Raw genomic sequence first — 26465 nt, forward strand, 5'->3', positions numbered from 1 at the left:
GCCTGGCGGAGCGCGGCGTCGTCGGAGCCTGGCGCCGTCGCGGATCCTTGTCGGGACGCCGCCGGGGACGACCCCTGGGCCGGCGCTGCCGGCGGGGCGGGCGGCGCCGGCGGATACCCGAGCGGGGCGGTTCCTGCGGGGTCGGTGCCGGGACGATCGGTCACGGGGTGCTCCTTTCGATGCGGACGGCGTTCTCGACGGCGGTCTCCAGCTCGGCGAGACGGCGGGCGTAAGGGACGAGGTCGGCGTCGCCGACGGGCAGCGGGCCGATGAGCAGGGCACGGCAACCGGCCCTGTCCACGCGGATCCGGTCCGCTGCGGCATCCGCCACGGCCGCGGGATCGGCCCGGGCGGCGAGGCCCAGGCGTGCGGCGAGGCGGGAGAGCGTGCCGGCACGGAGCGCGTCGGCCGCATGCGCGGCGTCGGCCGCCTTCGCGGTGAGCCTGGCGCGGCCCAGCATGGTCTCCGAGGCCCGGACGGTGACCGGCAGCGTCTCGGAGACGAGCGGCCCGAACCGGCGCCCGCGCCAGACGGCGGCGAGGAGGGCGGTGATCATGCCCAGGACGATCACCGGCGTCACCCATCCGGGGGTGAGATCGGCCAGGCTCTTCGGTACGTCGACCTCGGAGCGATCGGAGTCCTCGTACGAGGGCACGTACCAGATCACGTGCGGCCGTGCGCCGAGCAATGCGAGTCCGAGCGCCGCGTTGCCGTTCTCGGCGAGGTGCTCGTTCGTGAACAGCGCGTCGCCGTCGACGATCGCGCGACGGACGCCATCCTGCTCCGAGATCAGCACCGCGGCGCCCTCGGCCGCATCGCCGAAGCAGGAGGTGACGCCGGAGTCAGGGAGGAACAGCTGGCCGGGGACGATCGTCCCGACGTGCGCGAAGGCGGGGACGTCGCAGTCGGCGCGCGCCAGGGGCGGCCCGGACGGGAAGGCGTAGGTGCCGAGCTGCAGCATCCGCAGCATCCGCGAGCTCGGCGAGATCAGCACCACGTCGTGCGCGGCGTCGGTGAGCTCCGTGACCGCCGCGTCCGTGAGCGGGTACGGATCGCTCATCACGAGTGTGGTCTCCGCGTCCAGCCGGGCCGCCACGTCAGCCCGCGAGCGCACGACGTCGATGGTCACGCCCTGCTGGCGGAGGATCTGCGCGAGCGCCTGCGTGCCCCCCGGAYCGGGGCGCTCCGGGTCGAGCGCGTCCCGCTGCACGGGCGAGGCAGATGTGAGCAGCAGACCCGCAGCGGCGACGATGAGGACGAGCGCGATCACCAGGACCCAGCCCAGGATCCGTCGCACGCGGCGTGGCGCACGCACGAGCGTCCCCGCGGGACGCGTGTCGGCGGAGGACGTGTCGGCGGAGGACGGGGTGTCGGATCGGCCGTCGATGCGGTCCGGGGCGGGTGAGACGGGGGGAGCGGTGCTCATGCGGGCACCGCCTCGGGCAGCACCTGCGGGCGCAGCGCGCGCAGGCGGTCATCGGTCTCGGCGAGCGCGCGGTACTGGGCCGATGTGCCGGAGTGGCCGAGGTAGCGCACGTCGTCGAACGCCACCGCGGCGGCGTGCAGCGCCTCGCCTTCCCCGGGGAACGGCACGACGGCCTCGCGGGCGATCGTCTGGGCGGTCGCTCCGGGCGCCGGCGCGATGAGGTCGCGCTCGATGAGAGACCGGGCGACGGCGCGGTAGCGCAGCACGATCGCCTCGGCCCAGTCCTCCTCGCGCGACGCACGCTCGGCGTCGGCGCGCAGTTGGGCGGCGGTGCGATCGTCGGCGGATCCGAGGAGCACGGATCCGGCAGAACGGGATCGGGAGCGCCGCGGACGTCCCCAGATCAGCAGCACCGCGATGAGGGCGGCGACGAGCACGGCGCCGATCACGATCGCGGCCCATGGGCCGAGGTCGACGGCGTGCTGCGGCGTGAACAGGTCGGCGAGCCAGTCGATCACGGCGCGGGCCCATTGATCGATGAGCGTGGGCTTCGCGGCCTGGTACTCGGGCTTCGCCAGCTCCTTCTCCGCCAGCTCGCGCGCGCCATCGCCGTCGGGGATGAGGGGGATCGAGGCGAGCTTCGCGCAGAGCGTCGCGGGGAGCGTGATCACGGCGACACGGACGGCGGGACCCGTCATGGCCGATCGGATCCGGGCGCGGTCCACCCGTCATCTCGCGTCGGGGCGGCCCAGGGGCTCTGCTGCGCGGGCGGGATCGGGGCGGCGGGTACGGGCGGCGCCGGGGGAGCAGGTGGGGTCGCCGGCGTCGCTCGCGGGCCGGGGCGGTAACCGGTGGGCGCGGCCTGCGGAACGGCGGGCACGGCATAAGGCGGCACGGTCGGGTACCCCTGCGGCGCAGCCGGTCCGGCGTAGCCCGAGGGGATCGGAGTGCCGGCGTACCCCTGGGGCGCCGGTGCTCCGGCAAACCCCTGCGGGGCCGGGTAGCCCGGGACGGGACCAGGGGGCAGCGGGTAGGGCACCGGCGCGGGCGCGGGGCGGAATCCGGCGCGCACGGCCCGGGCCGGATCCACACGGAACGGATCCGTGCCGTCGTCGTGGCCGGCGGCACGGCGCTCCACGGTCGCCATCAGATCCTGATCCAGCCCCTCGTAGCGCATCCGGCAGTCGATGTAGACGAGTGCGCCAGCGGTGGACTGCACGACGGAGCTGATGGACTGCAGCACGACGACGACGACCTCGGTGATCGCGAGACCCACGATGGTGCTGACGGTGAGGGAGAGGTCGGTGCTGCCCGTGGGGTTGAGCACCGGGCCGAACAGCGAGGTGACCAGGCTGCCGACCATGCTGATCGCCTGAGTACCGACGTACATGATGGCGCCGATGAGGAACACGATCCCGAAGGCGAACCAGAACCGCCCCCGGGTGAGGCGCCAGGAGCGTGCGATCGCGGCGCGCACTCCGGAGCCCTCGAGGACGAGCAGCGACGGCACGAGCATGAGCTTGGTGCCGACCCAGATCGACAGCACGACGAGTCCGGCGATCCCGGCCAGCATGGCGAAGATCACGAAGGCGATGCCCGCGCCGTCGAAACCTGTCGGCAGGCCGATCGCGAGGAACGGCACGCCGATGATGAGCACGGCGGCCACCACCCCCGCGACGCCGTAGAGCAGGGTGTATCCGATGAGCCGCCAGGCCGCCGGGCGCACGCGACGCCACAGGGCGCCGAGCGTCGCGCTCTCGCGCAGCACCGCCGCCCGCACGTCGGCGGCGACGATGCCCTGGACGATCGCGGTGAACGCGACGGAGAACAGCCCCATGAGCAGGCCGGCCAGGCCGATGAACGCGATCGAGCCGATGTAGAGGGTGATCCACTCCTGGCTGCCCGCCTGCACGGTGCTGAGGCGGCTCAGCGTGGCGAACGAGACCACCCCGACGACAGTCAGGACCACGACCATCACGACCAGCTGCACCACCACGGCGAAGCCGAACAGCACCTTGGGGTTGTGCCGCAGCGCTGCGAAGGACTTCCCGAGGATCGTGCCGAACCCCAGCGGGCGCAACGGGATGAGGCCGGGCTTGGGCGCGGGGGTCCAGCCCTGCGCATTCACACTCTGCTGGCTCACGAGTCCTCCGGTTCGCGTGTGGGTCCATCGTGTCACACCGCTGTGACGCCCGGTCCGGCGACGCGACGTCGCCCCGCGGTGCCCTTCGGCCGAGTTCCGCAGGTCGTGAAGTACGCTGGACCGACGTGGGGGCGCTCGCCCGTGCCCACGTCCCGCAAGAGATCCGAACAACGCGAGATCCGAAAGACGACTGCCCGCCCATGACCTCACGCATCCTCGTGGTCGATGACGACACGGCCCTGGCCGAGATGATCGGCATCGTGCTGCGCACGGAGGGCTTCGAGCCCGTGTTCTGCGCGGACGGCGCGAAGGCCGTGGACGAGTGGCGGACTCAGCGTCCGGACCTCGTGCTGCTGGACCTCATGCTGCCCGGCATGGACGGCATCGAGATCTGCACCCGCATCCGGGCGGAGTCGGGGGTGCCGGTGATCATGCTCACCGCACGCGGCGACACCGCAGACGTCGTGCGGGGTCTCGAGGTCGGCGCCGACGATTACATGGTCAAGCCCTTCAACCCGAAGGAGCTCGTGGCGCGGATCCGCACCCGGCTGCGGCCGACGCCGCAGTCCACCAGCGAGGTGCTGCGCATCGGAGACCTGACGATCGACGTCGACGCGCACGAGGTGCGCCGCGGCAGCGCGCCGATCGCCCTCACGCCGCTGGAGTTCCAGCTGCTCGTGGCCCTCGCCTCCAAGCCCCAGCAGGTGTTCTCCCGCGAGATGCTGCTGGAGCAGGTGTGGGGTTACCACTACAAGGCCGACACCCGGCTGGTGAACGTGCACGTGCAGCGCCTGCGCGCCAAGGTCGAGCTCGACCCGGACAACCCGCGCATCGTCACCACCGTGCGTGGCGTCGGGTATCGCGCAGGGAGCGTGGTCTGACCCGCGCGCGGGTCACGCTGACGCCACGGCCGAGAAGAAGCGGTCCCCGCCGATGCTGAAAGTCCGCCGATGACGAACACCGTGGCGCTCGCGAACGCGGCCGTGCGCGGCGTACGCGGCAGCGGGCATCGCGCCGCGCAGCTGTGGCGACAGTCGCTGCGGTTCCGCACGCTGGTGATCGCCCTGGCCCTCACCAGCGTCGCCGTGCTGGTGACGTGCGTGGCGATGGCGCTCGCGGTGCAGAACAACCTCTGGGACTCGCGCAAGGACCAGGCGCTGAAGGACGCGCAGCGAGCGACGAACTCGGCGCAGCTACTGCTCTACTCCGCCGACACGCAGGGTAACCGCACCGCGCAGATCGGCTTGATGCGTGAGGTCAGCGGGCAGGTCCAGCTGGTCTCGGCCTCGCGGGTGTTCGGCGTGATCCCGATCGATCCGCAGGCGCCGCCGGGCGCGACCCTGGGCGGATTCAGCCAAGACGTCGTCTCAGATCAGCTCAAGCAGCGGGTCGAGAAAGACGCCACGAAGCAGTGGTGGCAGCCGGTCGCCCTGCAGGACGCGGACGGATCCACGCACGCCGGGTTGCTGGTGGGACGGCAGCTCAACGCCCCGGGGGCGGGGGCGTATGCGCTGTACATCGCCTACGACCTCGCCGACACCGAGCAGACGCTCGTGCTGGTGCAGTCGAGCCTGTGGATCGCGGGGATCGTGCTCGTCGCATTGATCGGCGTGATCGCCTGGTTCTCACTGCGCACCGTGGTGCATCCGATCACCGAGGCCGCGGAATCCAGCGCGCGTTTCGCCGGCGGAGACTTCGATGTGCGTCTGCCGGTGCGCGGGCAGGACGAACTGGCGATCCTGGGCCGATCCTTCAACGCGATGGCCGACAGCATCGAGGCCCAGATCAAGGAGCTCGGCGAGCTGTCGCTCGTGCAGCAGCGATTCGTCTCGGACGTGTCGCACGAGCTGCGCACGCCGTTGACCACCATCCGGCTGGCGGCCGAGATGCTCAATGACCGTCGGGATGAGTTCGACCCGACGACCGCCCGCACAGCGGAGCTGCTGCAGACGCAGGTGCACCGATTCGACACGCTGCTCGCGGATCTGCTGGAGATCAGCCGCTACGACGCGGGATCCGTGCAGTTGGAGACCGAGGCGATCAGCCTCGCCCACCTCGCGGAGGACATGGTGGACGATATGCGGCCCCTGGCGGCGACGCACGACACGGAGCTGCGTTTCGTCGCCCCGGGCGGGCACACGCCGGTGGACCTCGACCCTCGCCGCGTGCGTCGCATCCTGCGCAACCTCATCGGAAACGCGATCGAGCACGGCGAGGGGCGGCCCATCGTCATCACGGTGGACAGCAGCCAGAACGCGGTCGCGGTCGGCGTGCGTGATCGCGGGATGGGCATGACCGACGAGGATGCGGAGCGCGTGTTCGACCGGTTCTGGCGCGCGGATCCATCGCGCACGCGCACGATCGGCGGCACCGGGCTGGGGCTGTCGATCGCCCTGGGCGACGCGCGGCTGCACCGGGGGTCCCTTGCGGTGTGGTCGCGGCCCGGGGAGGGCACCAACTTCGTGCTGACCCTGCCGCGCGGTGCGCGACCGCTCGACGGCACATCGCCCGTACCCCTGGAACCGGTCGAGGCGATCGCGGAGATCGGCGTGAACACCGCACCGATCGTCCAGCCCGGCGATCAGGCGCGCGTCGCATCGCCCGCCGAGGAGGAGGAGAAGTCATGACATTCGGACGGATCCTGCGCGGAGCGGTCGTCGCTCTCGCCCTGCTCGGCCTCACCGCCTGTGCGTCACTGCCGATCACCGGCGACGTGCGCCCCGGACTCTCCGCCGATCAGAGCGACGGCGGATCGGACCTCGCCTTCGTGCCGCAGGGGCCGTCGGACGGGATGGATCCCAAGGAGATCGTGCGCGGTTTCATCGACGCCGCCTCGAGCCCCAAGGACAGCTGGGGAATCGCGCGGCAGTTCCTCACCTCCGGTGAGGCACAGAAGTGGAAGCCCGACGCGGGCGTCACGATCGACACCGGATCCGCCGGTCGCCGCTTCGATCTCCCCGACCTGCCGAAGGACGCCAGCTCGGCGACGGTGCGCCTGGGGCTGCAGCAGACGGGGATTGTGGACGAGACCGGCGCCTATTCCGGGACGCCCGTGAATCGGGCGGCCGAGCTCCCCTTCGAGCTCGCGAAGAACAAGGACGGCCAGTGGCGCATCTCAGCGGCGCCGGACGGCATCGTGCTGGACGCGGATTCCTTCGCGGCCGCCGACGTGTTCGCCCCCTACGACCTGCAGTACTTCGATCCGACCTGGACCTACCTGGTGCCCGATGTGCGCTGGTTCCCGAAGCGGGAGAACACGGCGAGCCGGATCGTTCAGTCGCTGGTCAGCGGCAAGCCGAGCTCCTGGCTGAACGGCGCGGTGCGCACCGCCTTCACGGGCGACATCGCGCTGGGCCGCAACACCGTGACACCGGACTCGCAGGTCGCCGAGGTCGCCCTCACCAACGCGGCCCTGGACGCGGATCCGGTCACGCTGGCGCGGATGCGCACGCAGCTCGAGCGCAGCTTGAGCGGGGTGGGCGTGCTGCAGGTGAAGCTCACCGTGTCGGGCCGCGATCTGAACGCGGGGTCCGCTTCACCGGCGTCGACGTCGGTCGACTCGCGTCCGCTCGTGCTCACCGACAAGGGGTTCGGCTATCTGACAGGCGGCGAGCTCGCGCCGGTCGCCGGCGTCTCAGCGCCGTTGCAGAACTTCCCCGAGGCGATCACCGCGATCCGTGCGGCCAGCGGTGCGCAGCGCGTGGCGGTGCAGGGGGCCAGCGGCCATGTCTACGCCGTCACGGACGGCAGGACCGATGAGATCGACGCGCGCCCCGGCCTCATCGTCCCGACGCTGGATCCCTACGGCTACATCTGGACCGTGCCGCAGTCATCGCCCTCGTCCATCCTCGCCTGGTCGAACTTGGCCAAGTCCCAGCCGGCCTTCGCCGGGCCGCCGGATGCCAGCCAGATCATGGCGATGGCGGTGAGCAGGGACGGCGCCCGGCTCGCGATGGCCGTGAGCGCGAACGGCCAGATCCGCATCGAGGTCGCTGCCATCACCCGGGACGACCGCGGTGCGCCCACGGCGATCGGTGTGGCGAACCCGAACGTGATCGCCTGGCCGACGGGGGCGACCGACATCACCTGGCTGGACGACACCACTGTGGGCGTGCTCACCACCGACGGGTCCAGCCTGGTGCTGCGCGCGCAGCAGGTGGGCGGACCCGCGAAGACCGTCGATGTGCCGGATACCACCCAGTCGATCGCACCGGCGTCGCCGAGCACGACCGTGCAGTTGCTCGGCAACGGCGTGCTGTGGGTGCGCAGCGGGCCGACCCCCACGCAGGTGAGCACGAACGTCAAGGTGCTCGCCGTGCAAATGGGCGGCAGCTGAGGACGGGTCTGCGGAGGATCCTCGCGAGTCCCGGATCACGGGCGGGCTGGATCGTCCTGCACAGACCCCGGACGCCACCGGTTCCGCACCGATCGCGGCAGCGGCACTCGGGCGGCATTCCCGGCCGGGCACGCTGGTGACGTGCCTCGCGAGATGTCGTCTTCCGTGTCGCTCGCGGATGGCGTCGTCCGCCGGCTCCTCCGAGAGGTGGCCGACTTCGCCTTCGCCTCCGTGTGCGCCGGGTGCGGTGCGACCGGGACGGCGCTGTGCGCCTCGTGCGCGGCGGGTTTGGAGCCTCGCGTGGTGCGCCCACGGTCGGACGCCGTCGCGCTGCGCGCAGGGCTCGCCTACGACGGGGTCGCGGCCGCCGTGCTGCGCGCGGTCAAGGAGGACGGCCAGACGTCGCTGATCCGGCCGTTGCGGCCGGCACTCGAGGCAGCCGTGGACGACCTGAGCGCCGGAGCCTCCGCTCCGCGCCGCATCGACGTCGTCGTGCCGGTGCCGACCACGCGGGCCGCGTTCCGCCGTCGCGGATTCCGCGTGCCGGAGCTGCTCGCACGCGGTACGGGCATCCCGATGCTGCGTGGGCTGTCGTACACGCGCCGCGTGCGGGATCAGCGCACGCTCGGTGTGCGGGAGCGCCGGAGCAACCTCGGCGGGGGTCTCATCGCGACGAGGGACGGCGACGGCATGGCCGCTCTGATCGTCGACGACGTGATCACGACGGGGGCGACCTGCGAGGAGGCCGCCAGAGCGCTCCGCGCGGCGGGCTTCCAGGTCGTGGGCGCGGTGGCGGTCGCCGCAACCCGGCGCCGCGGATGACGTCCCGAACGCCGGCATCGCGGTGCCGGGCACGGTCCGGATGCGTATCCTGGCGAGTCTCGATCCGGATCCACACGACACACAGATGAATAGTGGATGACATCCCGGGATCCGACGACTACGGTGGGGACTCACAAAGGCGACCACGGTCCGCCCCCTACCGGTCGGACCGGAACAAGGAGGTCAGGATGGAAACGAACATCGTCGGTGTCGGAGTCGGCATCAGCGATCGATTCCGAGCGGTGGTCGAAGAGAAGACCGCACGGATCGCGACTATCGCGACGAAGGCGCAGAGCCTCGACGTGAAGGTCACCCATCGTTCCTATCGCGGCGGTCATGTGGAGGACGAGACCGTCGAACTCACTCTCAACGGAAAGGGGCCGCTGGTACGCGCCGAAGCGCGCGACGCGGACAAGTTCGTCGCACTGGACCTCGCGGTCGACAAGCTCATCGAGCAGGTGCGGCGGGCCAAGGAGCGCCGGATCGACGGTCGTCACCATCCGCGCGGCGCGCACTTCGAAAAGGGCACCGGCGAACTCGCAGGCATCGATGTGCACCCCGTCTCCGTGGACACCCTGCATGCGGTCTCCACAGGTGCGATCCCGACGATCGAGGTCGAGGAGGACTACTCACCGGTCGTCATCCGCACGAAGAACTTCGATGCGGAGTGGATGACCGTCGAAGAGGCGGTCGACCGCATGGAACTGGTCGGCCACGACTTCTTCCTGTTCGTGGATGCACGCAGCGACCACCCGAGCGTCGTGTACCGCCGTAAGGGCTGGGACTACGGCGTGATCTCGCTCACCACCCAGGCGGCACCCGCCGAGGCGCTCGTGGGCTGACGTCGACCCTCTGAAGACGACGAAGCGGCCCGGGAGGTTCCCGGGCCGCTTTCGTGTCTGCGCCTACCTCCGAGTCCCCGTCCGTGGACCTTGAGGCCTGCGGGCGACAGGGATGACTCGGAGAAATCGGGGCTGTCAGTCGAAGATGTCGCCGAGGAGGCCGCCGATGACGAGGCCGCCGAGCACGCCCGTCACGACATCCCCGCCGCCGGAGCCGCGGCCGCCGCCCCAACCGTTGCCGCCGCCTCCGCCCCAGCCGCCGCCTCCGCCCCAGCCGCCGCCTCCGCCCCAGCCCTGGTCGGGGCGGGACCGGTCGATGTCGTGCTGGGCGAGCTGCAGCGCCTCCGCGGCGAGCTGCGCGACGCGACGCGCGGTGCTGAGGGCTTCTTCACGGGTCTCCTCCGCGGGCAGCAGAGACGGCGCGTCCACGCGCAGCCGCTCGGCCTCGGCGAGGCGCGTGCGGGCGTCAGCGCCGATCCAGCCGCGGTGGCCTTCGATCAGACCGCGTGCCACGCCGAGCTGCCGGTCGGCGTCGTCGAGCGCGTGCTGCACCGTGCTGATCGTGGGCAGCGGATGCTCCGCGCGGTAGCGGGCGGCAGCGATGGCGGCATCCAGGGCGGTGTTCGCGGTGCGCAGGCGGGTGAGCTCCGCGAACGGGTCGGTGCGGCTGCCGGCGGGGGCGAGGGCGTTCAGCGCCCGCTGCAGGTCGGTCGCCGCCGCGGTCACGGCCGGTGCGTCGGGCGCCGCGGGCAGCGCGGCCAGATCGCCGCGGGAGTCGGCGACGACCTCGGCGAGGGTGGACTCGGCCCGCAGCGCCTCGATCTCGAAATCGTCCACGGCGTCCAGCAGCGCTGCGGCTCGGCGGGTGGCCTCGGTCGCGGTCTCCAGCGCGAGCACGGCCTCACGGTTGCGTCCGGCGTCGCGCCGGCGCTCGAACACGTCCGCACCGTGGTTCGCGAAAACGACCAGCTGGGCCGCCTCCTCCGCGCTCCTGGCGACGCGCTGCATGGCCGAATCCGCGTATCGGGAGGCCAGCCGCTCCACGGAGGTCTGCGCCTGGGGCACCCGGCTCTCCAGAGCAGCGGCGTCCGCGCGCACCTTCGCGACGACCTGCGGTGCGTTGCGCACGCGGGCCACGGAATCGGCGATGGCGGCGGACTTCTCGTCGATCAGGTCCTCGGCCCACTGGCACAGCTGCACGATGCGAGCGTTGCGTGTGCGCAGCTCCTCGGGGGTGTCCGGGATCTCGTCATGGTTCAGCTGGTGCAGCTGGAACGCCTCGCCCATGTGGGTGCGCACGGCATCCAGCACCGCGTGGAAGTCCGCGGTCATCTCCTCGCCGAGCTCGGCCGTGGCGAAGGCCAGCTCGTCTGCGGACGTGCGGATCCGCTCGTCGGCGGCGACGATCGCCTGCTCGGCGCGGCGGGCGAGGTCCGCGTCCTGCGCCTGCAGCTCTTCCTGTTCACGTTTGCGTCTGCCCCAGAATCCGGCCATGAGCCGATCCTATGGTCCGGGACCCTGCACGGGCTGTGGATGCGCTACGCCCTCGGCGATCAGGCCGGAACAGGTCGGGCGACGGCCCGTCCGGTCCCGGGCCGCCGGAATCGGTCAGGCGATCGCCGCGCGGTGTGTGAGCTCCGGTGCGCGCGGGCCGACCACCCACGCCAGCGCTGCGACGAGCAGCGGCAGGCCGAGGGCGAGAGACAGTAACCAGAGGAAAGGGAGGTCTCCGGCGGAGACGTTCTGGGGATTTGCGATCACCATGCTCCACGCCGGAACCAGCCCGCTCAGCACACCCAGAAGTGCGCCGAGTCCCGTGATGATGACCGCCTGCCAGGCGTTGACATTGCGTCGTGCGGTGCGGTTCCCGCCGACAGCGGCGAGCGTCGCGTCGTCCGGGCGTCGCTCGAACCGCGACAGACCGAGGCTGATCCCCGCCGCGCCGAGCACGATCGCGCCCGCGACGCCCGCCACCAGGGACAGCCAGGACGAGACAGGTGCGGGGCCGGCCTCCTGCATCACCGAGACCCCGGATCCGCGTCCGGTCAGCCCGTCCGCGTCGGCCCGGAGCCGGTCCATCGTCGCTACGTCGGGCGGGGTGTCGTACACGCCGATCAGCATGTTCGGGACTGTCGCGATGCCCAGTCTCGCGGCCGTCTCGGGTGTGATCAGAGCCCCGAACCGGGAGCGGGCCCCCGGCACGGTGATGAGAGGGAGCGAGTCGGATGTGGTGGGCGTCTCCGTGCCCGTGAATGCGCCGCCGAGCGTGCCGGCCGGGTAGCCGTCGATCCGCGCGGTGCGCGGCGGCTCCGCCAGCTCGACGGTTGACGCGGCGAGCAGGGCGCCCTCGCGGAGGGCGCGCAGCTGACCGTCGTCGAGGAGGCCCCCGAAGAGCGCGTTCGCCGCATCGGCATCCGCGACCGTGATCATGCCGAATCCGTACTGCGTGATGCAGGTGTTGCAGCCCTCCGCGCTCACCCGGTACTCCAGCAGGTCCGAAGGCTGCGGACGTCCGGTCTGTGGATCGAGGGGCGCGTGTCGCGGTGTCGAGATCTCCAGGACGACCCGAGGATCTGTGCCGTTCAGCAGGCGCCGCGCATCCGCCTCCGCCTGCGCGGCATGCGCTTCATCGCCGCCGAACGACGCGGTCACGGATCCGAGTGGACCGCTCCACGGATACTGGCGTGCGCTCGCCGCGCCGTTCGTCGCGATCACGGCGAGCACGAACGTCGCGATGAACACGCTCGCGGCGATCGCGGTGAACGCCGGCACGGTGCGTGTGGGGTTCGCCGCCGCGTCGCGTGCGGCGAGGCGCGGTGCGAGTCCGATCGGGGACAGCGCCCGGGCCACGCCGCGCAGCAGAGCGTGCCCGCTCAGGATGACCCCCACCTGCAGCACGATCGGACCGCCGATCATCATCCACAGTGACACGGCGCGGAGGAGGTCGCCGAGGGTCTCCGAGTTCGCGGCGTCCGCCGCGGGGACGTAGGTCGCCGTCGTCCGCGGTGCGGTGACCACGGCGGTGATCACGCCGCCCGCGACGCTGATCACGATGCCGGCGACGAGCAGCACGATCCCGAAGATCGGCAGTCTCCTGCGGAACAGGGCCGGGCGGCGGGCTCCGCGCAGCGCGGCGAGTGTGTCGCCGTGCGTCGCGGTGCGGGCGGGAGCCAGCGCCGAGATCGTGCCGACGAGCGCCGCGAAGACGATGATCGCGACGGCGGCATCCAAGGGGATCCGGAACCCGAAGCTCGACCAGAGGAGTCCCTTCACACCGGGATCGAACAGCCGCTGCGCGATCGCGACGGCTCCGCCGCCGAGCACGGCCCCGAGCAGGCCTCCGATGAGACCGAGGGAGAGACCCTGCAGCACGACGATGCGGAACAGATCCTGGCGGCCGGCGCCGACACTCGCCGCGACTGCGAGGGAGCGCTGCTGCCGCCGCGTGGCGACCGCGAACGCAGCCCCGGCGAGCAGCGTCACCAGGAAGCCGCTGGCGACGGCGAACACCGCGCCGACGGCGAAGGAGGCCCAGCGTGACTGGGGAGTGCGAGCACTGTTCGACGTGACGGCCCCGGCCGGCGGGTCGAGCACGACATTTCGCGCATACACCCCGTATCCATCGCGGTTGAACGCGGCGAGATCCTCGTAAGGCGGCTGCCAGTCGGTGACGTACCAGGAGGGCGTTCCCACAACGGCGGCCTCCGCGGGCACCGTGCCGCCGGGGGTGTACAGGATGGTGTCGCCGAACCGCTGCGCGTCCACGGCCTGCAGGGCTCCGGTGATGGTGAGCGTCGTCCCGGAATCGGGTAGCGTCACCCGATCGCCGATCGCGAGCCCGAGGCGGTCCAGGAGATGCGGGCTGGCCATCGCCTCGTGCCCGTTCGAGGGTGCGGTTCCCGAGACCACGTGGAACGCGCCCCTGAGGGCCGGATCCCACATGTCGCCGCTCACCGTCGTGAAGTTCGCGATCCCCGTGCGCGTGGCGAGTCGCACCACGGTCTGTTCGATCGGGATGACATGTGCGCCCGCAGGCACTCGGCTGCTGATCTCGGTCGGCGGCGGATCCGCGGGCGGAGTTCCCGTGCCGTCGGAGTGCGACATGGATGGCTCGTCGATCGCCTGCCGATAGCCATCCGGCAGCGGTGAGATCGGCACGATTAGCGACTGCGTCTGCCCGAGGCGCAGCGTGACCGCCTCCTCTGGCGTGGGCGTGCGGCTCTCCATGAACACCGCCGCGCCGAACAGCCCGGCCACGGGCAGCGCCACCAGCAGCGCCACCAGGATCGAGGAGCTCTTCGCTCGCAGCACCTGACGCCAGGCGAGGCGCAGATCCGCCCGCCACCGGGGTCCGGCACCCCCAGAACCGAGTGAGCCGGCGCTGCGCCGATGCGAAGAGCGTGTCGCACCGGCGGAACGGCTCGGCCCGGTGTGCACGTCTTCCGGAAGCGGACGCTCTGCGCGGCGGCGGCGCGGTGCGCTGCGTCGGCCCGCGCGGGTCCCGCTCACGGCGCCACCAGCAGGTCCGCGGCGTCGTCCCGCCGGGTCTGGTCGACGATCCGGCCGTCGCGGAGGAACACGATCCGATCCGCCCAGGCCGCGTGCCGCGGCTCGTGCGTGACCAGGATTCCGGCCGCACCGCCGTCGACGCGCTCGCGCAGCACCCGCAGGACCGATTCGCCGGTCACCGAGTCGAGGGCCCCGGTGGGCTCGTCGGCGAGGATCAGTCGCCGCCCGCCCACGATCGCACGGGCGATCGCGACGCGCTGCTGCTGCCCGCCGGAGAGATCGTCCGGGTAGGAGGAGCCCTTCGTGTCAAGGCCCACGGCGGCGAGGGCGTCCTTCGCCGCCCGCCTCGCGGCCCGACCCGAGATCCCGTCCAGCTCCAGCGGCAGGGTCACGTTCTCCAGGGCGGTGAGCGTGGGGATGAGGTTGTAGTCCTGGAAGACGAAGCCCAGCGACCGTCGCCGGAGCGCTGCGACCTCGCGCGGACTCGCGGAGCTGAGGTAGGTATCCTCGACGATCACTTCGCCGGCCGTGGGCGTCTGCAGACCGCCGGCGATCGCGAGCAGCGTCGACTTGCCGGATCCGGAGGCGCCCATGACGGCGACCAGCTCGCCGGACGAGACCGTGAGGTCGACGCCCGAGAGCGCGCTGACCGAAATGGCGCCCTGGCCGTACTGCTGCGAAACGCCGATGAGCTGGAGCACCGGCGCCGTCATGCGTCGGCGCTCCCGGAGGCGGCGTATGCGACCGCCGCTCGGGCGGGCCGGCCGCGCTTCGGCCGATCCGTGGAGAGCTCGAGCTCGAGCGCGTGCTGCGGATGCTGGGCGAGGCGCTGCTCGGTGTGGTCGAGCCAGCGCACCTCGGCCTCCGCCGTGAAGATCATGGAGTCGATCACCAGCGTCCAGGCCAGCTCCTCGGGGCTGTCCGGCTTCGAGCCGGCATACTTCGTGCGCTGCAGCTCCTGCAGCTGGGCGAGCGATGCCCGGCGCTGGGTCTGGATGACGGCGGCCACGTCGACGCCGGGAAGGGTCGCCGCGACGGCGAGTTTGATCGCGAGCTCGTCGCGGGTGCCGGTCGCACGCTCGACGGGGGAGGAGAGCCACCCGGCGACCTCGGCGGATCCGGCGTCGGTGATCGCCCAATAGATGTGTCCCTGGTCGTCGGCGTCGCCCCGGTCGACGAGCCCGTCGCGCTCCAGGCGCTCCAGTGTGTTGTAGATCTGGCCCACGTTGAGAGGCCACGTCGAGCCGGTGCGCCGGTCGAACTCGGCACGCAGCTGGTACCCGTAGCACGGGCCCTGATCGAGGATGGCGAGGAGGCTCTGGCGCACCGACATGAATATTTCCTTTCCCGGAATCTGTTTCCGAGTATATGCATACCGGGAAATGTGTGAGGTCGAGCAGTGGTCGGCGTGTCGGAAGTGGTGCGGCTGTCGTCGGCGTCGCTGCCATGCCGCGCCGGCGCCCGGCCGCTGAACACACCGGTCCCTGAGCGAGCGCAGCGAGACGACGGCCCGCCGACGCCCGGTTCCCGCCAACTGCACACTCGAGTCGTCCGCTTGAGCGAAGGCTATGGCGTCCGCTGACGGGGACGACTCGGATCAGATCGGAACAGGCTCAGAGTCGTGATGCAACCGTGACATTTCGTGGTCTGATCTGGTGCTTTCCCGGTTCGGAATGTCGGTGGCCCGGGGTTGACTGGGGGTATGACGAACTCGACCGGCACGGTGGCGGATTCCGGGGTGGACCCGGTGGATCCTGCCGTCGTGCTGGCCGCGTTGGCGTCGATGGTGGGCGAGACCGAAGGGTCGATCGTGCGGTTGCAAGCCGTGCGGGAAGCCCAGCTCGCGGTCGCGCAAAGGTTCGCTGAAGATCTCGCCGCGCAGTCCGGGTCGGTTTCGGTGCGGGGCGAGGCCGCGGAGCTGGCGCAACGCTCGGTCGCCGCCGAGCTCGCGGCGGTGCTGCACATGTCCGACCGGGTCGTGCAAGGCCGCATGGTCCGCGCCGCGGACCTGATGGCGAAGTACCCGGCCACGATGCATGCGTTCACCGAGGCGCGGATCAACGCCGCGCACGTGCGGCTCATCCAGGACACGGGTGCGCGACTGGACGACGAGGTGCGGGCCGAGTTCGAACAGGCCGCGGTCGCGGCGTGTGTCGGAGAGACCCCGCACCGGGCCAAGCGGATCATCGAGCGGCTCGCGGAACGTCTCGCCCCGCGGTCCCTCACGGAACGGCACCGGGACGCGCAGAAGCAGCGGCGGGTGTGGCGCGAAGACCTCGGCGACGGGCAGAAAGCGCTCGGCCTGATCCACTCCGCCGCGGTGATCGACGGGATCTACGACCGGCTCACCCAGCAGGCCCGGATGCTGAAGGTCGCGAATGCCAAAGCGGCGAAGGACGCCGGCTCGGGGCTCACCCCGGATCCGGGAGAACTCGGCGACCCCGCGGATGACCGCACCACCGACCAGCTGCGGGCCGACCTCTGCGCCGACACTCTCCTCACGGGTGCGGCGTCCGGGCATGACACGACCGTCGGGTTGCTGTCGGCGATCCAGGCCCGCGTCGAGATCACCATTCCGGCGTTCACGGCCATGGCGCCCGACACGGGTGCGACTCACGCGGGTGCCGGCTCGGCATTCGGGGTCCGGACCGAGCAGCCGGCGGAGCTCGCCGGCGGGCAGCCGATCGACACGGACACCGCCCGCATCCTCGCCGGCGACGCCGCCGCCTGGGAACGCGTCCTCACCCACCCGATCACGGGAGCGATCCTCGCCGTCGACCGGTACCGGCCCAACGCCGATCTGCGCCGCCTGCTGCACGCGAGGGATTCGCGGTGCCGATTCTCGACCTGCGGCTTGCCTCCCGTCACGCAAGACCTGGACCACACCATCGACGCCGCCTACGGCGGTGCTACCGAAGAAGGCAACCTCGGCGGGCTCTGCCGACGACACCACGTGCTCAAACACCAGACCGCCTGGACAGTGAAACAACTCGGCGCCGGTGTTCTGGAATGGACCAGCCCCGCCGGCGCGACCTACATCGACCGGCCACCCTCACCCGTCACCTTCACGATCGCGGATTTGGAACCAGACCCGGAACCAGATCCGCCACCCGAGCCGCCGCCATTCTGAAGAATGCAAGTCCCTCGCCGTGATGCTCCCGGAGATCAAGCCCGTTCACAGCACCCCCGTACCTCCGTGCGCGCAGGATCCCCGTCCTCCTGACCTTCGCGGTCCGGACCTTCCGCCGCCCGGATCCGCCCAGGGGATCGACAAGTCACGGCCCGGTAACATGAGTGCGTATGCCGTGCGCGCGACCCGCGCCCGGCCCCGAAACAGATCGGGCACAGAACCCCTAGGGAGATGGAATCCGTGGCGAATCCTCTTGAGAAGCTGCTGCGCGCGGGCGAGGGACGGATCCTGCGCCGCCTGAACGGCGTCGTCAAGGCCGTGAACGCGCTCGAAGACGACTTCGCGAAGCTCAGCGACGAGGACCTCCGCAATGAGACCGCAGAGCTGCGCGCGCGGTTCGAGAAGGGCGAGACGCTCGACCAGCTCATGCCCGAGGCCTTCGCCGCCGTCCGCGAGGCGGCCAAGCGCACGCTCGGCATGCGCGCCTACGACGTCCAGATCATGGGCGGCGCCGCGCTGCACGAGGGCAACATCGCCGAGATGAAGACCGGTGAGGGCAAGACCCTCGTCGCGACCTTCCCCTCCTACCTCAACGCGATCGCCGGTCAGGGCGTGCACGTCATCACGGTGAACGACTATCTCGCGACTTACCAGTCCGAGCTGATGGGCCGCGTGTTCCGCGCCCTCGGAATGACCACCGGCGTGATCATCTCCGGGCAGACCCCCGAGGTGCGTCGCGAGCAGTACAACGCGGACATCACCTACGGCACGAACAACGAGTTCGGGTTCGACTACCTGCGCGACAACATGGCCTGGCGCAAGGAGGACCTCGTTCAGCGGGGCCACTTCTTCGCCATCGTCGACGAGGTCGACTCGATCCTCATCGACGAGGCGCGTACGCCGCTCATCATCTCCGGTCCGTCATCGGGCGAGGCCAACCGCTGGTTCGCCGAGTTCGCGAAGATCGCGCGCACCCTCGAGCCTGATGTCGACTACGAGGTCGACGAGAAGAAGCGCACGGTCGGCGTGCTCGAGCCCGGTATCGAGAAGGTCGAGGACTACCTCGGCATCGACAACCTCTACGAGTCGGCGAACACGCCGCTCATCTCGTTCCTGAACAACTCGATCAAGGCGCTCGCACTGTTCAAGCGCGACACCGACTACGTCGTGATGAACGACGAGGTCATGATCGTCGACGAGCACACCGGCCGCATCCTGGTCGGGCGCCGCTACAACGAGGGCATCCACCAGGCGATCGAGGCCAAGGAGGCTGTGCCGGTCAAGGCCGAGAACCAGACCCTCGCCACGGTCACCCTGCAGAACTACTTCCGCCTGTACGACAAGCTCGCCGGCATGACCGGAACGGCCGACACCGAGGCAGCCGAGTTCATGTCCACGTACAAGCTCGGCGTCGTGCCGATCCCGACCAACAGGCCGATGATCCGCCAGGACAAGTCCGACCTCGTCTACAAGAACGAGACGGCCAAGTTCGCGCAGGTGGTCGAGGACATCGCGGTGCGGCACGAGAACGGGCAGCCGGTGCTGGTCGGCACCGTCAGCGTCGAGAAGAGCGAGTACCTCTCCCGGCTGCTGAGCAAGAAGGGCATCAAGCACGAGGTCCTGAACGCGAAGAACCACGCCCGCGAGGCCGAGATCGTCGCCCGCGCCGGGCGCCTCGGCGCCGTCACCGTCGCCACCAACATGGCGGGCCGCGGTACCGACATCATGCTTGGCGGCAACGCCGAGTTCCTCGCCGTGCAGGAGCTGAAGTCGAGGGGTCTGGATCCGGTCGAGACGCCGGAGGATTACGAACAGGCCTGGGACGAGACCTACGAGGCGATGAAGGCCAAGGTCGAGGTCGAGGGCTCCAAGGTCGTCGACGCCGGCGGCCTCTACGTGCTGGGCACCGAGCGTCACGAGTCGCGCCGCATCGACAACCAGCTGCGCGGCCGCTCCGGTCGTCAGGGCGACCCGGGCGAGAGCCGGTTCTACCTGAGCCTGACCGACGACCTCATGCGGCTGTTCCAGCAGGGCGCCGCCGAGGCGATCCTCGCCCGCACGAACTTCCCCGAGGACATGCCGATCGAGTCGGGCCTGGTGACCCGCGCCATCCGCAGCGCGCAGAGCCAGGTCGAGGCGCGCAACGCCGAGATGCGCAAGAACGTCCTCAAGTACGATGACGTGCTCAACCGTCAGCGCGAGGCGATCTACACCGACCGCCGGCACATCCTCGAGGGCGACGACATCGCCGATCGGGTGAAGCACTTCGTGGAGGACGCGATCGGCGCGATCGTGGACGACCACACCAGCACCGGGCACACCGAGAGCTGGGACTTCGACAGCCTGTGGACCGAGCTGAAGACGCTGTACCCGGTCGACGTGACGATCGACGAGGTGGTCGCCGAGGCCGGCGGGCGCAAGGGTGGGATCACCGCCGAGGGTCTCAAGCGCGAGCTGGTCTCGGACGCCATGGTCGCCTATGAGAAGCGCGAGACGTCGCTCGGCGAGGCCGCGACGCGCGAGCTCGAGCGTCGCGTGGTTCTGCAGGTGCTGGACCGCCGCTGGCGGGACCACCTCTACGAGATGGACTACCTCAAGGACGGCATCGGCCTGCGCGCAATGGCGCAGCGGGACCCGCTGGTCGAGTACCAGCGCGAGGGCTACTCGATGTTCCAGGCGATGATGGGCCAGATCAAGGAGGAGTCGGTCGGCTACCTCTACAACCTCGAGGTCGAGGTGCGCCAGGCCGGCGACGAGGGCATCACCGAGGTCGAGGCCAAGGGGCTCGCCGAGTCCGCGGGCGACCAGCGCCTGGAGTACTCGGCGCCCAACGACGCCGGCGACGTCGAGGTCCGCAACGACCGGGGCCAGGTGCAGCAGGCGGCCACGGATCGCCTCCGCCAGGCGGCCGCACGCGCTCAGTCCGAGAACGAGGAACCTGCCGAACCCGCCGCGCGCGGTGCCTTCGGCCAGCGCGTCGATGGCGATCAGGCGGCCCCGGCCAACCGCGCGGAGCGGCGCGCTCAGGGCAAGAAGAAGTAGTCCCCGCGAAGCATCCGGAGACACGAAGGAGGCCGGCACCCTGTATGGGTGCCGGCCTCCTTCGTCAGTGCCAGGATGGTCTGGGTCGCCCATCCGCGCGGTGACGAGATGTGCCGTACAGAGGTCAGGCGATGCGGTCGGCGAGGGCCACGAGCGCCTGCTGGAACGCCTCGATCGGCGGGTGCGTGATGCCGGCGCCGATCATGCCGATGCCCGGATCCTTGTGCGCGATCGCGGTGTTGATGATCGGCAGGATGCCGGTCTCCATGACCTTGCGCACGTCGATGCCGGTGGGCACGCCCATGAAGTCGAGCGCCGGGATCGTCACGTTCGGGTTGTTGCCGGTCGTGATCGCGTTCATGGTGCGCGAGTAGCCCATCGCCTCGTCGACCGTGCCGCCGACGAGGGCGACGATCGCGGGCGCGGCGGCCATCGCGAATCCGCCGATACCGAAGGTCTCGGTGATCGCGGAGTCGCCCATATCGAGCCCGGAATCCGCCGGAGTGTAGCCGGCGAACATCGGGCCGACGACCTGCTGCGCGGGGCCGGTGAACCACTGGCCGCCGGTGCCTGAAACGCGGATGCCGAAGTCGACGCCGTTGCGGGCCATCGTCGTCACGACCGTCGAGTCCTCGATGCCGTTCGCCGCATCCAGCGACGCCTTCGCGGTGACCATCCAGGTCGGGCCCGAGAAGTAGTCCGACGAGGCGACGAAGTCGAAGACCTCGCGCTTCTGGCTGGTCGTGAAGTCCGTCTCCAGGATGTACGGCGCGAGGGCCTGGATCAGCAGCGTGGTCCCCGCCACATTGCGGTTGTGCGCCTCGTCACCCATGTGCAGCGCCTGGGAGAGCATGAGACGCAGGTCGATGCCGTCGTTGTTCAGCTTCATCGCGCCCGAGAGCACCGGGCCGAACACGTCGCGCATCCAGTTCAGCCGGTCGATGACCGACTGATCGTTGGCGCCGAAGCGCAGGATCTTGGAGAGCTGCTCCGAGAGGTTCGTGAAGGCGAGGTTGCCGTGCGTGCGGTTGCGCACCTGGTGCACCCACATGCTCGCGCTCGTGACACCGGCCATTGAACCGACCGACTGGTGCTCATGGCAGGGCGAGAACGTGATCTCGCCGGAGGCGGCGAGCTCGAACGCCTCGTCCAGGTCCTTCGCGAGTCCCTCGAAGACCAGTGCGCCCGTCACGGCGCCCTTCATGGGGCCGGACATGCGGGTGAACCCGATCGGCGGACCGGCGTGCAGGATCGTCTTCGCCGTCATCCCCGGGACGACGTCGATCGCCTGGCCGAAGCCCTCCAGGAACGGCTGCGCGGAGAGGGTCCGGCTCAGCGCCTCCTCGTTCGCCGCATCGATCCGCGCGGCGATCGCGGGGTCCTCGAGCCGGCTGAGCGCGGCGATGACCTCGGGGTCGCCGCCGCCCGGCGGGGTCCAGTCCATGAGCACGGGGCTGACGCCCTGCGCTTCGAGGTCCTCGGCGAACATGTCGAGGCCGAGGTTGACCGGCTTCAGTGCGGAGCCGAACAGGTCGTTGACGCTCATCAGTTGTCACCCTTCGCGACGAATTCGCGGGCCAGCAGCCCGAGGTTGGTGGAGGAGGAGGCGATCGTCACGCCGGCGGCCTCGAGCTTCGCGACCTGGTCGGCGATGGCCGGTGTGTCCAGGTCGGTGCCGAGCACATAGCCGAGGATCTCGAGGTGCTGTCCGCGCGCGGCGGCCTTGGCCTTGGCCTCCTGGATCGCCGGGATCGTCACGCCCACCGGATCCTCGTGCGAGCCGAATCCGAGGATGAAGTCCATCGCGATGACGCCGACGGTCGGGTCGTCGGCCTCTTGGACCAGGCGCTGCAGGCGCAGCGTCGGGTCGATCATCGGGTGCGGACGGCCGTTGGTGAAGTCGTCGTCGCCCATGTCGAGATACGTGTGCTCGCGGGACGCGTCCATCGCGCCGATGACGCGCGCCGGATCCTTCTGGATGTTGGAGTACACGTTGTCGTAGGTCGCGAGGGCCGCGAACATCGCCTCGTCGCACAGCGTGCCGCCGCAGAACAGGCCGCGCACGTACTGCTGCTCGGGCGCGAGCTTGGCGCGCACCTCCTCGATCAGGGGGAGGTTCAGCGGGTGCGTGTCGAGCGTGGACTCGTCGATCCCGCTCGCGACGACCGCCGCGATCGCGGTCGGCTTGGTGCCGGAGACGAGCGTGACGTTGTCGTAGCCGCTCTCGGTGCGAGTCGAGCCCAGGAAGGTGACCACGACGGGCTTGGACGCCGCGCCGGCTGCGGCGAGCACCCTGTCGGCGACCTCCTCGGCCGGAGGCTTGGAGACGACCACGATCACCGCGGTCTCCGGATCCGCATCGAGAGCCGCGATGCCGTCGATCATGGAGATGCCGCCGATCTCGGTCGACAGGTCGCGTCCGCCGGTGCCGATCAGCTGCGAGACGCCGCCGCCGAAGTCATGGATGCGCACGCTCAGCTCCTGGCTGCCGGTCCCGGACGCGCCGACGATGCCGATGGATCCGCGACGGACGGCGTTGGCGAACGCCAGACCGGTGCCGTTGATGATCGCGGTGCCGCAGTCCGGCCCCATGACCAGCAGACCCTTATCATGGGCCAGCGTCTTGAGAGCCAGCTCGTCTTCGACCGGCACGTTGTCGGAGAAGATCATCACGTGCTTGCCGGCGTTCAGCGCCTTGCGCGCCTCGCGGGCCGCGAACGCGCCGTTCACCGAGATGAGCACGAGATTGCTGTCGGGAACCTCGGTGAACGCGCCGTCCAGGGTGCGGTAGCGCACTTCGGCCACGCCGGCGGCGCCCTTGCTCTTGCGCGCGAGGATGTCGTCAACCGCCTCGATCGCCGCCTCGATGGTGTCGTCGGAGGCGTCGACGACGATCATGAGATCGCTGGGCTTCGCCGCGTCGATCGCCGGATCCTGGACGCCGACGTTGAGCAGCACCTCCTTGTTCATCGGTGTGGCCATGCCGAGCAGCGCCTGGGTCACGCCGTCGACGGCGTTCGCCTTGGTGCTCATCGACATGAGCGAGACCGAGTCGAGGTACGTGTTCTTCCTGATTTCGATGTGCCTGGTCATCGGGATCCTTTCGAGGAGTCTCAGGCCTGGGCGCGCTCGAGGATGGCGACGATCTCGTCGTATCCGCGCTCGCGGGCCAGGTCGGCGGGGGACGTTCCCCACGGGTCGGGCATGCCGGGCTTGGCGCCGTGCGCGAGCAGCAGCTCGACGATCTGCCGGCGCACCGGGCCGCCGTCACCGAGGATGATGGTCTCGATCAGAGCGGTCCAGCCCAGGTTGTTGGTGAGGTTGACGTTGATGCGGGTGTTCTCCAGCAGGTAGCGCACGACCTCCAGGTGGCCCTTCTCCGCCGACGGGGTGAGACCATTCCCGCCCATGCGGGTGAGCCGCTTGAGGTCGGCGCCTGCCTCGACCATGACGGTCACGAGCTCGAGGTCGTCGTTGATGCACCCGTACAGGAACGGGTTGGACTGGGTCTGGTCCTGGGCGTCGATGTCCACGCCTTCCGCGATGAGCGCGCGCACGACGTCGAGGTGGCCGCCGCGCGCCGCCAGCAGGATCGCCGACGCCTCCTCGCGGTCCTGCGCGTCCTTGTCCGCGCCGTCGGCGAGAGCGGCGCGGACGCCGTCCAGGTCGCCGGCGGACGCCGCGGCGAGATACCGCTCGTCTGTGCTGTTCGAGATGCGCGTGCTGCTCGAGATGCGCGTGCTGCTCGAGATGCGTGCGCTGTCCGAAACGGTCATCGGGTCGTCTCCTTGGCGGGCGCGGTCCGCGAGCGGGGGGACCGCTCGAGGACGAGGTAGGCGAGGCATCCCACGACGAGGCCGACGACAGCATCGCTCAGCACGGGGGCGAAGAAGTGCGAGAGCAATGCCGCCCCTGCGCCGATGGCCCAAGCGACCAGGGCGGTCCAGCGGAACCGCTGCGGTGCGCGATCGGCGTTGCGCTTGGCGAGGATGATCTGGTCGGCGATGAGGACGGCGCCGAGCGGGGGCACCAGCACGCCCAGCAGGACGAGCCAGTTCACGAAGTAGTGCCAGGCGCCGAGCACGGCGACCAGGGTGCCGATGACGCCGAGGATCAGGGTGAGCACGCGCATCTTCGAGCGGGTCAGGTGCGACCAGCCCAGCGCGCCGTTGTAGAGGCAGTGCGTACAGACCGAACCGAGGTTGATCACGACGAACACCAGCAGGAACACATCGAGCAGCGGATTGTGCGTGCTGGTGAGGATCGGCGCGAAGTTGCCGCCGTTCGACGCGGGATCGACGATCGCGCCGGCGGCGACGAACAGGGCGCCGCTGAGCTGGGCGACCAGGCTCGCGACCGGGAACGCGGTGACCGTGGCCATCACCGCTTCCTTGCCGTTGCGGGCCCAGCGGGTGAAGTCGGCGGTCATCGTGCCGGAGTCGGCGAAGGTCGCCATGATCGCGGTGACCGCGACCCCGAACGACATCGCCCCGCCGCCGACGCCCTGGTAGCCGAAGACGGCCGAGAAGTCGTGGTTCTGCGCCGCGATGGTGATCGCGATGATCACCGCCGCGATGAACAGCGGCGCCGCGATGGATCCGAGCACGGACAGCGCACGGATGCCGAGGTAGGTGATGGCGATGAACACCAGTCCGGCGAGCCCCGCGACCAGGGTCTCGTTCCAGCCGAACGCGGCGCCCAGGCTGGCACCGGTCGCGCCGGTGTTGAACGCGAACCAGCCGACCACGACGGTGGCGAGGAAGCCCGAGGCGATCGCATATCCGGCGGTGCCGAAGGTCTCCGTCGCCTGCAGCGAGAAGCTCTTGCCGGTACGGCCCGCGCGCCAACTGAGCAGGCTCACGTAGACGAACATGATGGCGTTCGCCGTGAGGATCGCGCCGACACCGGGCCAGAATCCGAGCATCGCGACCACGAGGCCGCCGGGTACGGCGTTGGTGAGGATCATCGGGAAGCCGAACCACACCGCAGAAACGGTGAAGAGCGACTTGCGATGGTTCAGCGGGACGGGTTCGTGCTCGAACTCCGAGGTGCTGCTCTCCGCCGGTGCGGTCTTGGTCATCACACGTGCTCCTTCTGGACGATCCCGGACGTCGGCGTCGCGGGGACGGGTGCGGCGGCGGTGCGAAGCGCCGCCTCGGTACGCAGGGCAAGGCGGACGCCGCTGAGCATGTCGGTGCCGGAGGTGTGTCCGATGGCCGCGACGCGCAGGGCCGCGGACTCGGTGCGCGAATCGTCGCGGTCGCGCACGGCCCGGACGAGCGCATGCAGGCTCTGCGGGGCGCGGGCGCGCAGCGCGTGGCGGATGGTGACCGTGCTGAGCAGCGTCGTCCGCTCCGCGCCGTCCTCGTCGAGAGCGGCGGTCAGGGAGGGGAGCGCCCCGTGCAGCCGCATGCCACGCTGCGCGCTCACGAATGCGAGCCCGGTGAGGACGTCGTCACCGGACGGGGTGAGGCCTTCGCCGAGCCCGAGCAGCCGCCTCGCCGCATCGGCGATTCCGGCCGGATCCCGCCGGAGCAGCGCCGCTTCCAGAGCCTCGCCGCGAGCGGTCAGCAGTGCGGCGGCGGCGCGGCCGAATGCGGTCTGCGCAGCCGGCGCCGGGGTGCGTCCGATGATCTCCTCGGCGCGCCGCAGGTGTGCGGGGGCCAGCGCGCAGAGGCAGACGTCGGAGGGGATCCAGGGGGCGGCGGGGCCCGTCAGTACCGCGATCGGGCCGCTCTGCGTCTCGATCCGGAAGCCGTCGGGAGCGACCGATACAGGATCCCCCGGCTGCACCTGGAGCGCGGTCCAGTCGTCGACGGGTACGCGGACGGTGGCCGGGGCATCGTCCAGGTCGGGGGAGACGAGGGCGACGAGCTCGTCCGCGATGCGCAGATTCACGGCGCGACGGTGCACCGAGTGCACCCGATGGCGCGGCTCTGAGCCATCGCCGATCGCCGGCCGGACGCGGGACAGCACGGATCGGATCTGCGCAGGGTCGGCGGTGCGGGAGAGTGTCTCCTCAAGTGCGGCATCCCAGGTGATCGCGCGCACGGCGACGGGGGTGGCGACGGGGTTCATCGTCTTCTCTCCGACTGCTTCGCGGGGCCTGGTCGACGACCGCCGAGGATGGTCAAGTGTTCAGGGAAATGTATACCATCGATTGAAATGGAGTACCATTCCCGAGTCAGCACCGGTCGCGACCGCGGCCTCAGCAG

Annotated in this window: 19 protein-coding genes; 7 read left to right on the forward strand and 12 right to left on the reverse strand. The window is 70.5% G+C overall.

The window, feature by feature from the left end:
• Positions 1-160: 160 nt before the first annotated feature.
• The 3 genes from AB4078_RS08240 to AB4078_RS08250 are packed head-to-tail and all read right to left on the reverse strand — an operon-like array spanning position 161 to position 3569.
• Complete coding sequence (locus tag AB4078_RS08240) at positions 161-1426, reverse strand: DUF4350 domain-containing protein (protein ID WP_441976708.1); 1266 nt, start codon at positions 1424-1426, stop codon at positions 161-163.
• Complete coding sequence (locus AB4078_RS08245; RefSeq protein ID WP_441976709.1) at positions 1423-2124, reverse strand: DUF4129 domain-containing protein; 702 nt, start codon at positions 2122-2124, stop codon at positions 1423-1425. Before AB4078_RS08245 ends, AB4078_RS08240 begins: the two co-directional genes overlap by 4 nt.
• Entirely contained in the window at positions 2121-3569 is a 1449-nt protein-coding gene (locus AB4078_RS08250; RefSeq protein ID WP_441976710.1) for a glycerophosphoryl diester phosphodiesterase membrane domain-containing protein, read from the reverse strand. The genes AB4078_RS08245 and AB4078_RS08250 overlap by 4 nt, the downstream gene beginning before the upstream one ends.
• A 200-nt stretch (positions 3570-3769) precedes the next feature.
• Here AB4078_RS08250 and mtrA point away from each other — a divergent pair, with 200 nt between their 5' ends.
• From mtrA to hpf, 5 genes are all read left to right on the forward strand, one after another.
• Positions 3770-4450, forward strand: a complete 681-nt coding sequence (gene mtrA, locus AB4078_RS08255) for an MtrAB system response regulator MtrA (RefSeq protein ID WP_440732307.1) — start codon at positions 3770-3772, stop codon at positions 4448-4450.
• Between the two features lie 69 nt (positions 4451-4519).
• Positions 4520-6196: an MtrAB system histidine kinase MtrB gene (mtrB, locus tag AB4078_RS08260; RefSeq protein WP_441976711.1), complete on the forward strand. Its 1677-nt coding sequence runs from the start codon at positions 4520-4522 to the stop codon at positions 6194-6196.
• A complete protein-coding gene (locus tag AB4078_RS08265; protein WP_441976712.1) occupies positions 6193-7905 on the forward strand; it encodes an LpqB family beta-propeller domain-containing protein in 1713 nt (570 codons plus the stop codon). Before mtrB ends, AB4078_RS08265 begins: the two co-directional genes overlap by 4 nt.
• Positions 7906-8205: 300 nt before the next feature.
• On the forward strand, positions 8206-8727 hold the full coding sequence (locus tag AB4078_RS08270; protein ID WP_441976713.1) for a ComF family protein: 522 nt from the start codon (positions 8206-8208) through the stop codon (positions 8725-8727).
• Positions 8728-8915: 188 nt separating this feature from the next.
• A complete protein-coding gene (gene hpf / locus AB4078_RS08275) occupies positions 8916-9569 on the forward strand; it encodes a ribosome hibernation-promoting factor, HPF/YfiA family (RefSeq protein WP_440732303.1) in 654 nt (217 codons plus the stop codon).
• Positions 9570-9704: 135 nt separating this feature from the next.
• Here the strand turns inward: hpf and AB4078_RS08280 are convergent, their stop codons facing one another.
• From AB4078_RS08280 to AB4078_RS08295, 4 genes are all read right to left on the reverse strand, one after another.
• The gene (locus tag AB4078_RS08280) at positions 9705-11063 is read right to left on the reverse strand and encodes a hypothetical protein (protein WP_441976714.1); all 1359 of its coding nucleotides are present in this window, start codon (positions 11061-11063) and stop codon (positions 9705-9707) included.
• Between the two features lie 114 nt (positions 11064-11177).
• On the reverse strand, positions 11178-13880 hold the full coding sequence (locus AB4078_RS08285; protein ID WP_441976715.1) for an FtsX-like permease family protein: 2703 nt from the start codon (positions 13878-13880) through the stop codon (positions 11178-11180).
• A 194-nt stretch (positions 13881-14074) separates the two neighbouring features.
• Complete coding sequence (locus AB4078_RS08290) at positions 14075-14791, reverse strand: ABC transporter ATP-binding protein (RefSeq protein WP_441976716.1); 717 nt, start codon at positions 14789-14791, stop codon at positions 14075-14077.
• The gene (locus AB4078_RS08295; protein ID WP_441976717.1) at positions 14788-15411 is read right to left on the reverse strand and encodes a PadR family transcriptional regulator; all 624 of its coding nucleotides are present in this window, start codon (positions 15409-15411) and stop codon (positions 14788-14790) included. The genes AB4078_RS08290 and AB4078_RS08295 overlap by 4 nt, the downstream gene beginning before the upstream one ends.
• 369 nt (positions 15412-15780) lie before the next feature.
• Here AB4078_RS08295 and AB4078_RS08300 point away from each other — a divergent pair, with 369 nt between their 5' ends.
• Positions 15781-17208: a DUF222 domain-containing protein gene (locus AB4078_RS08300; protein ID WP_441976718.1), complete on the forward strand. Its 1428-nt coding sequence runs from the start codon at positions 15781-15783 to the stop codon at positions 17206-17208.
• A gap of 240 nt (positions 17209-17448) precedes the next feature.
• A complete protein-coding gene (gene secA / locus AB4078_RS08305) occupies positions 17449-20250 on the forward strand; it encodes a preprotein translocase subunit SecA (protein ID WP_441976719.1) in 2802 nt (933 codons plus the stop codon).
• 124 nt (positions 20251-20374) lie between these two features.
• Here secA and AB4078_RS08310 read toward each other — a convergent pair whose 3' ends face one another.
• The 5 genes from AB4078_RS08310 to AB4078_RS08330 are packed head-to-tail and all read right to left on the reverse strand — an operon-like array spanning position 20375 to position 26328.
• Positions 20375-21796, reverse strand: a complete 1422-nt coding sequence (locus tag AB4078_RS08310; RefSeq protein ID WP_441976720.1) for a DUF1116 domain-containing protein — start codon at positions 21794-21796, stop codon at positions 20375-20377.
• Entirely contained in the window at positions 21796-23343 is a 1548-nt protein-coding gene (gene fdrA / locus AB4078_RS08315) for an acyl-CoA synthetase FdrA (RefSeq protein WP_441976721.1), read from the reverse strand. The genes AB4078_RS08310 and fdrA overlap by 1 nt, the downstream gene beginning before the upstream one ends.
• A 20-nt stretch (positions 23344-23363) precedes the next feature.
• Positions 23364-24026: an ankyrin repeat domain-containing protein gene (locus AB4078_RS08320; protein WP_440732297.1), complete on the reverse strand. Its 663-nt coding sequence runs from the start codon at positions 24024-24026 to the stop codon at positions 23364-23366.
• Positions 24023-25330 (reverse strand): purine-cytosine permease family protein, encoded by a 1308-nt coding sequence (locus tag AB4078_RS08325; protein ID WP_441976722.1) that lies wholly within the window; start codon positions 25328-25330, stop codon positions 24023-24025. The genes AB4078_RS08320 and AB4078_RS08325 overlap by 4 nt, the downstream gene beginning before the upstream one ends.
• Positions 25330-26328, reverse strand: a complete 999-nt coding sequence (locus AB4078_RS08330) for a DUF2877 domain-containing protein (protein WP_441976723.1) — start codon at positions 26326-26328, stop codon at positions 25330-25332. Before AB4078_RS08330 ends, AB4078_RS08325 begins: the two co-directional genes overlap by 1 nt.
• Positions 26329-26465: the final 137 nt, after the last annotated feature.

It is taken from the genome of Microbacterium sp. 2MCAF23 (assembly GCF_052115565.1).
Classification (GTDB): domain Bacteria; phylum Actinomycetota; class Actinomycetes; order Actinomycetales; family Microbacteriaceae; genus Microbacterium.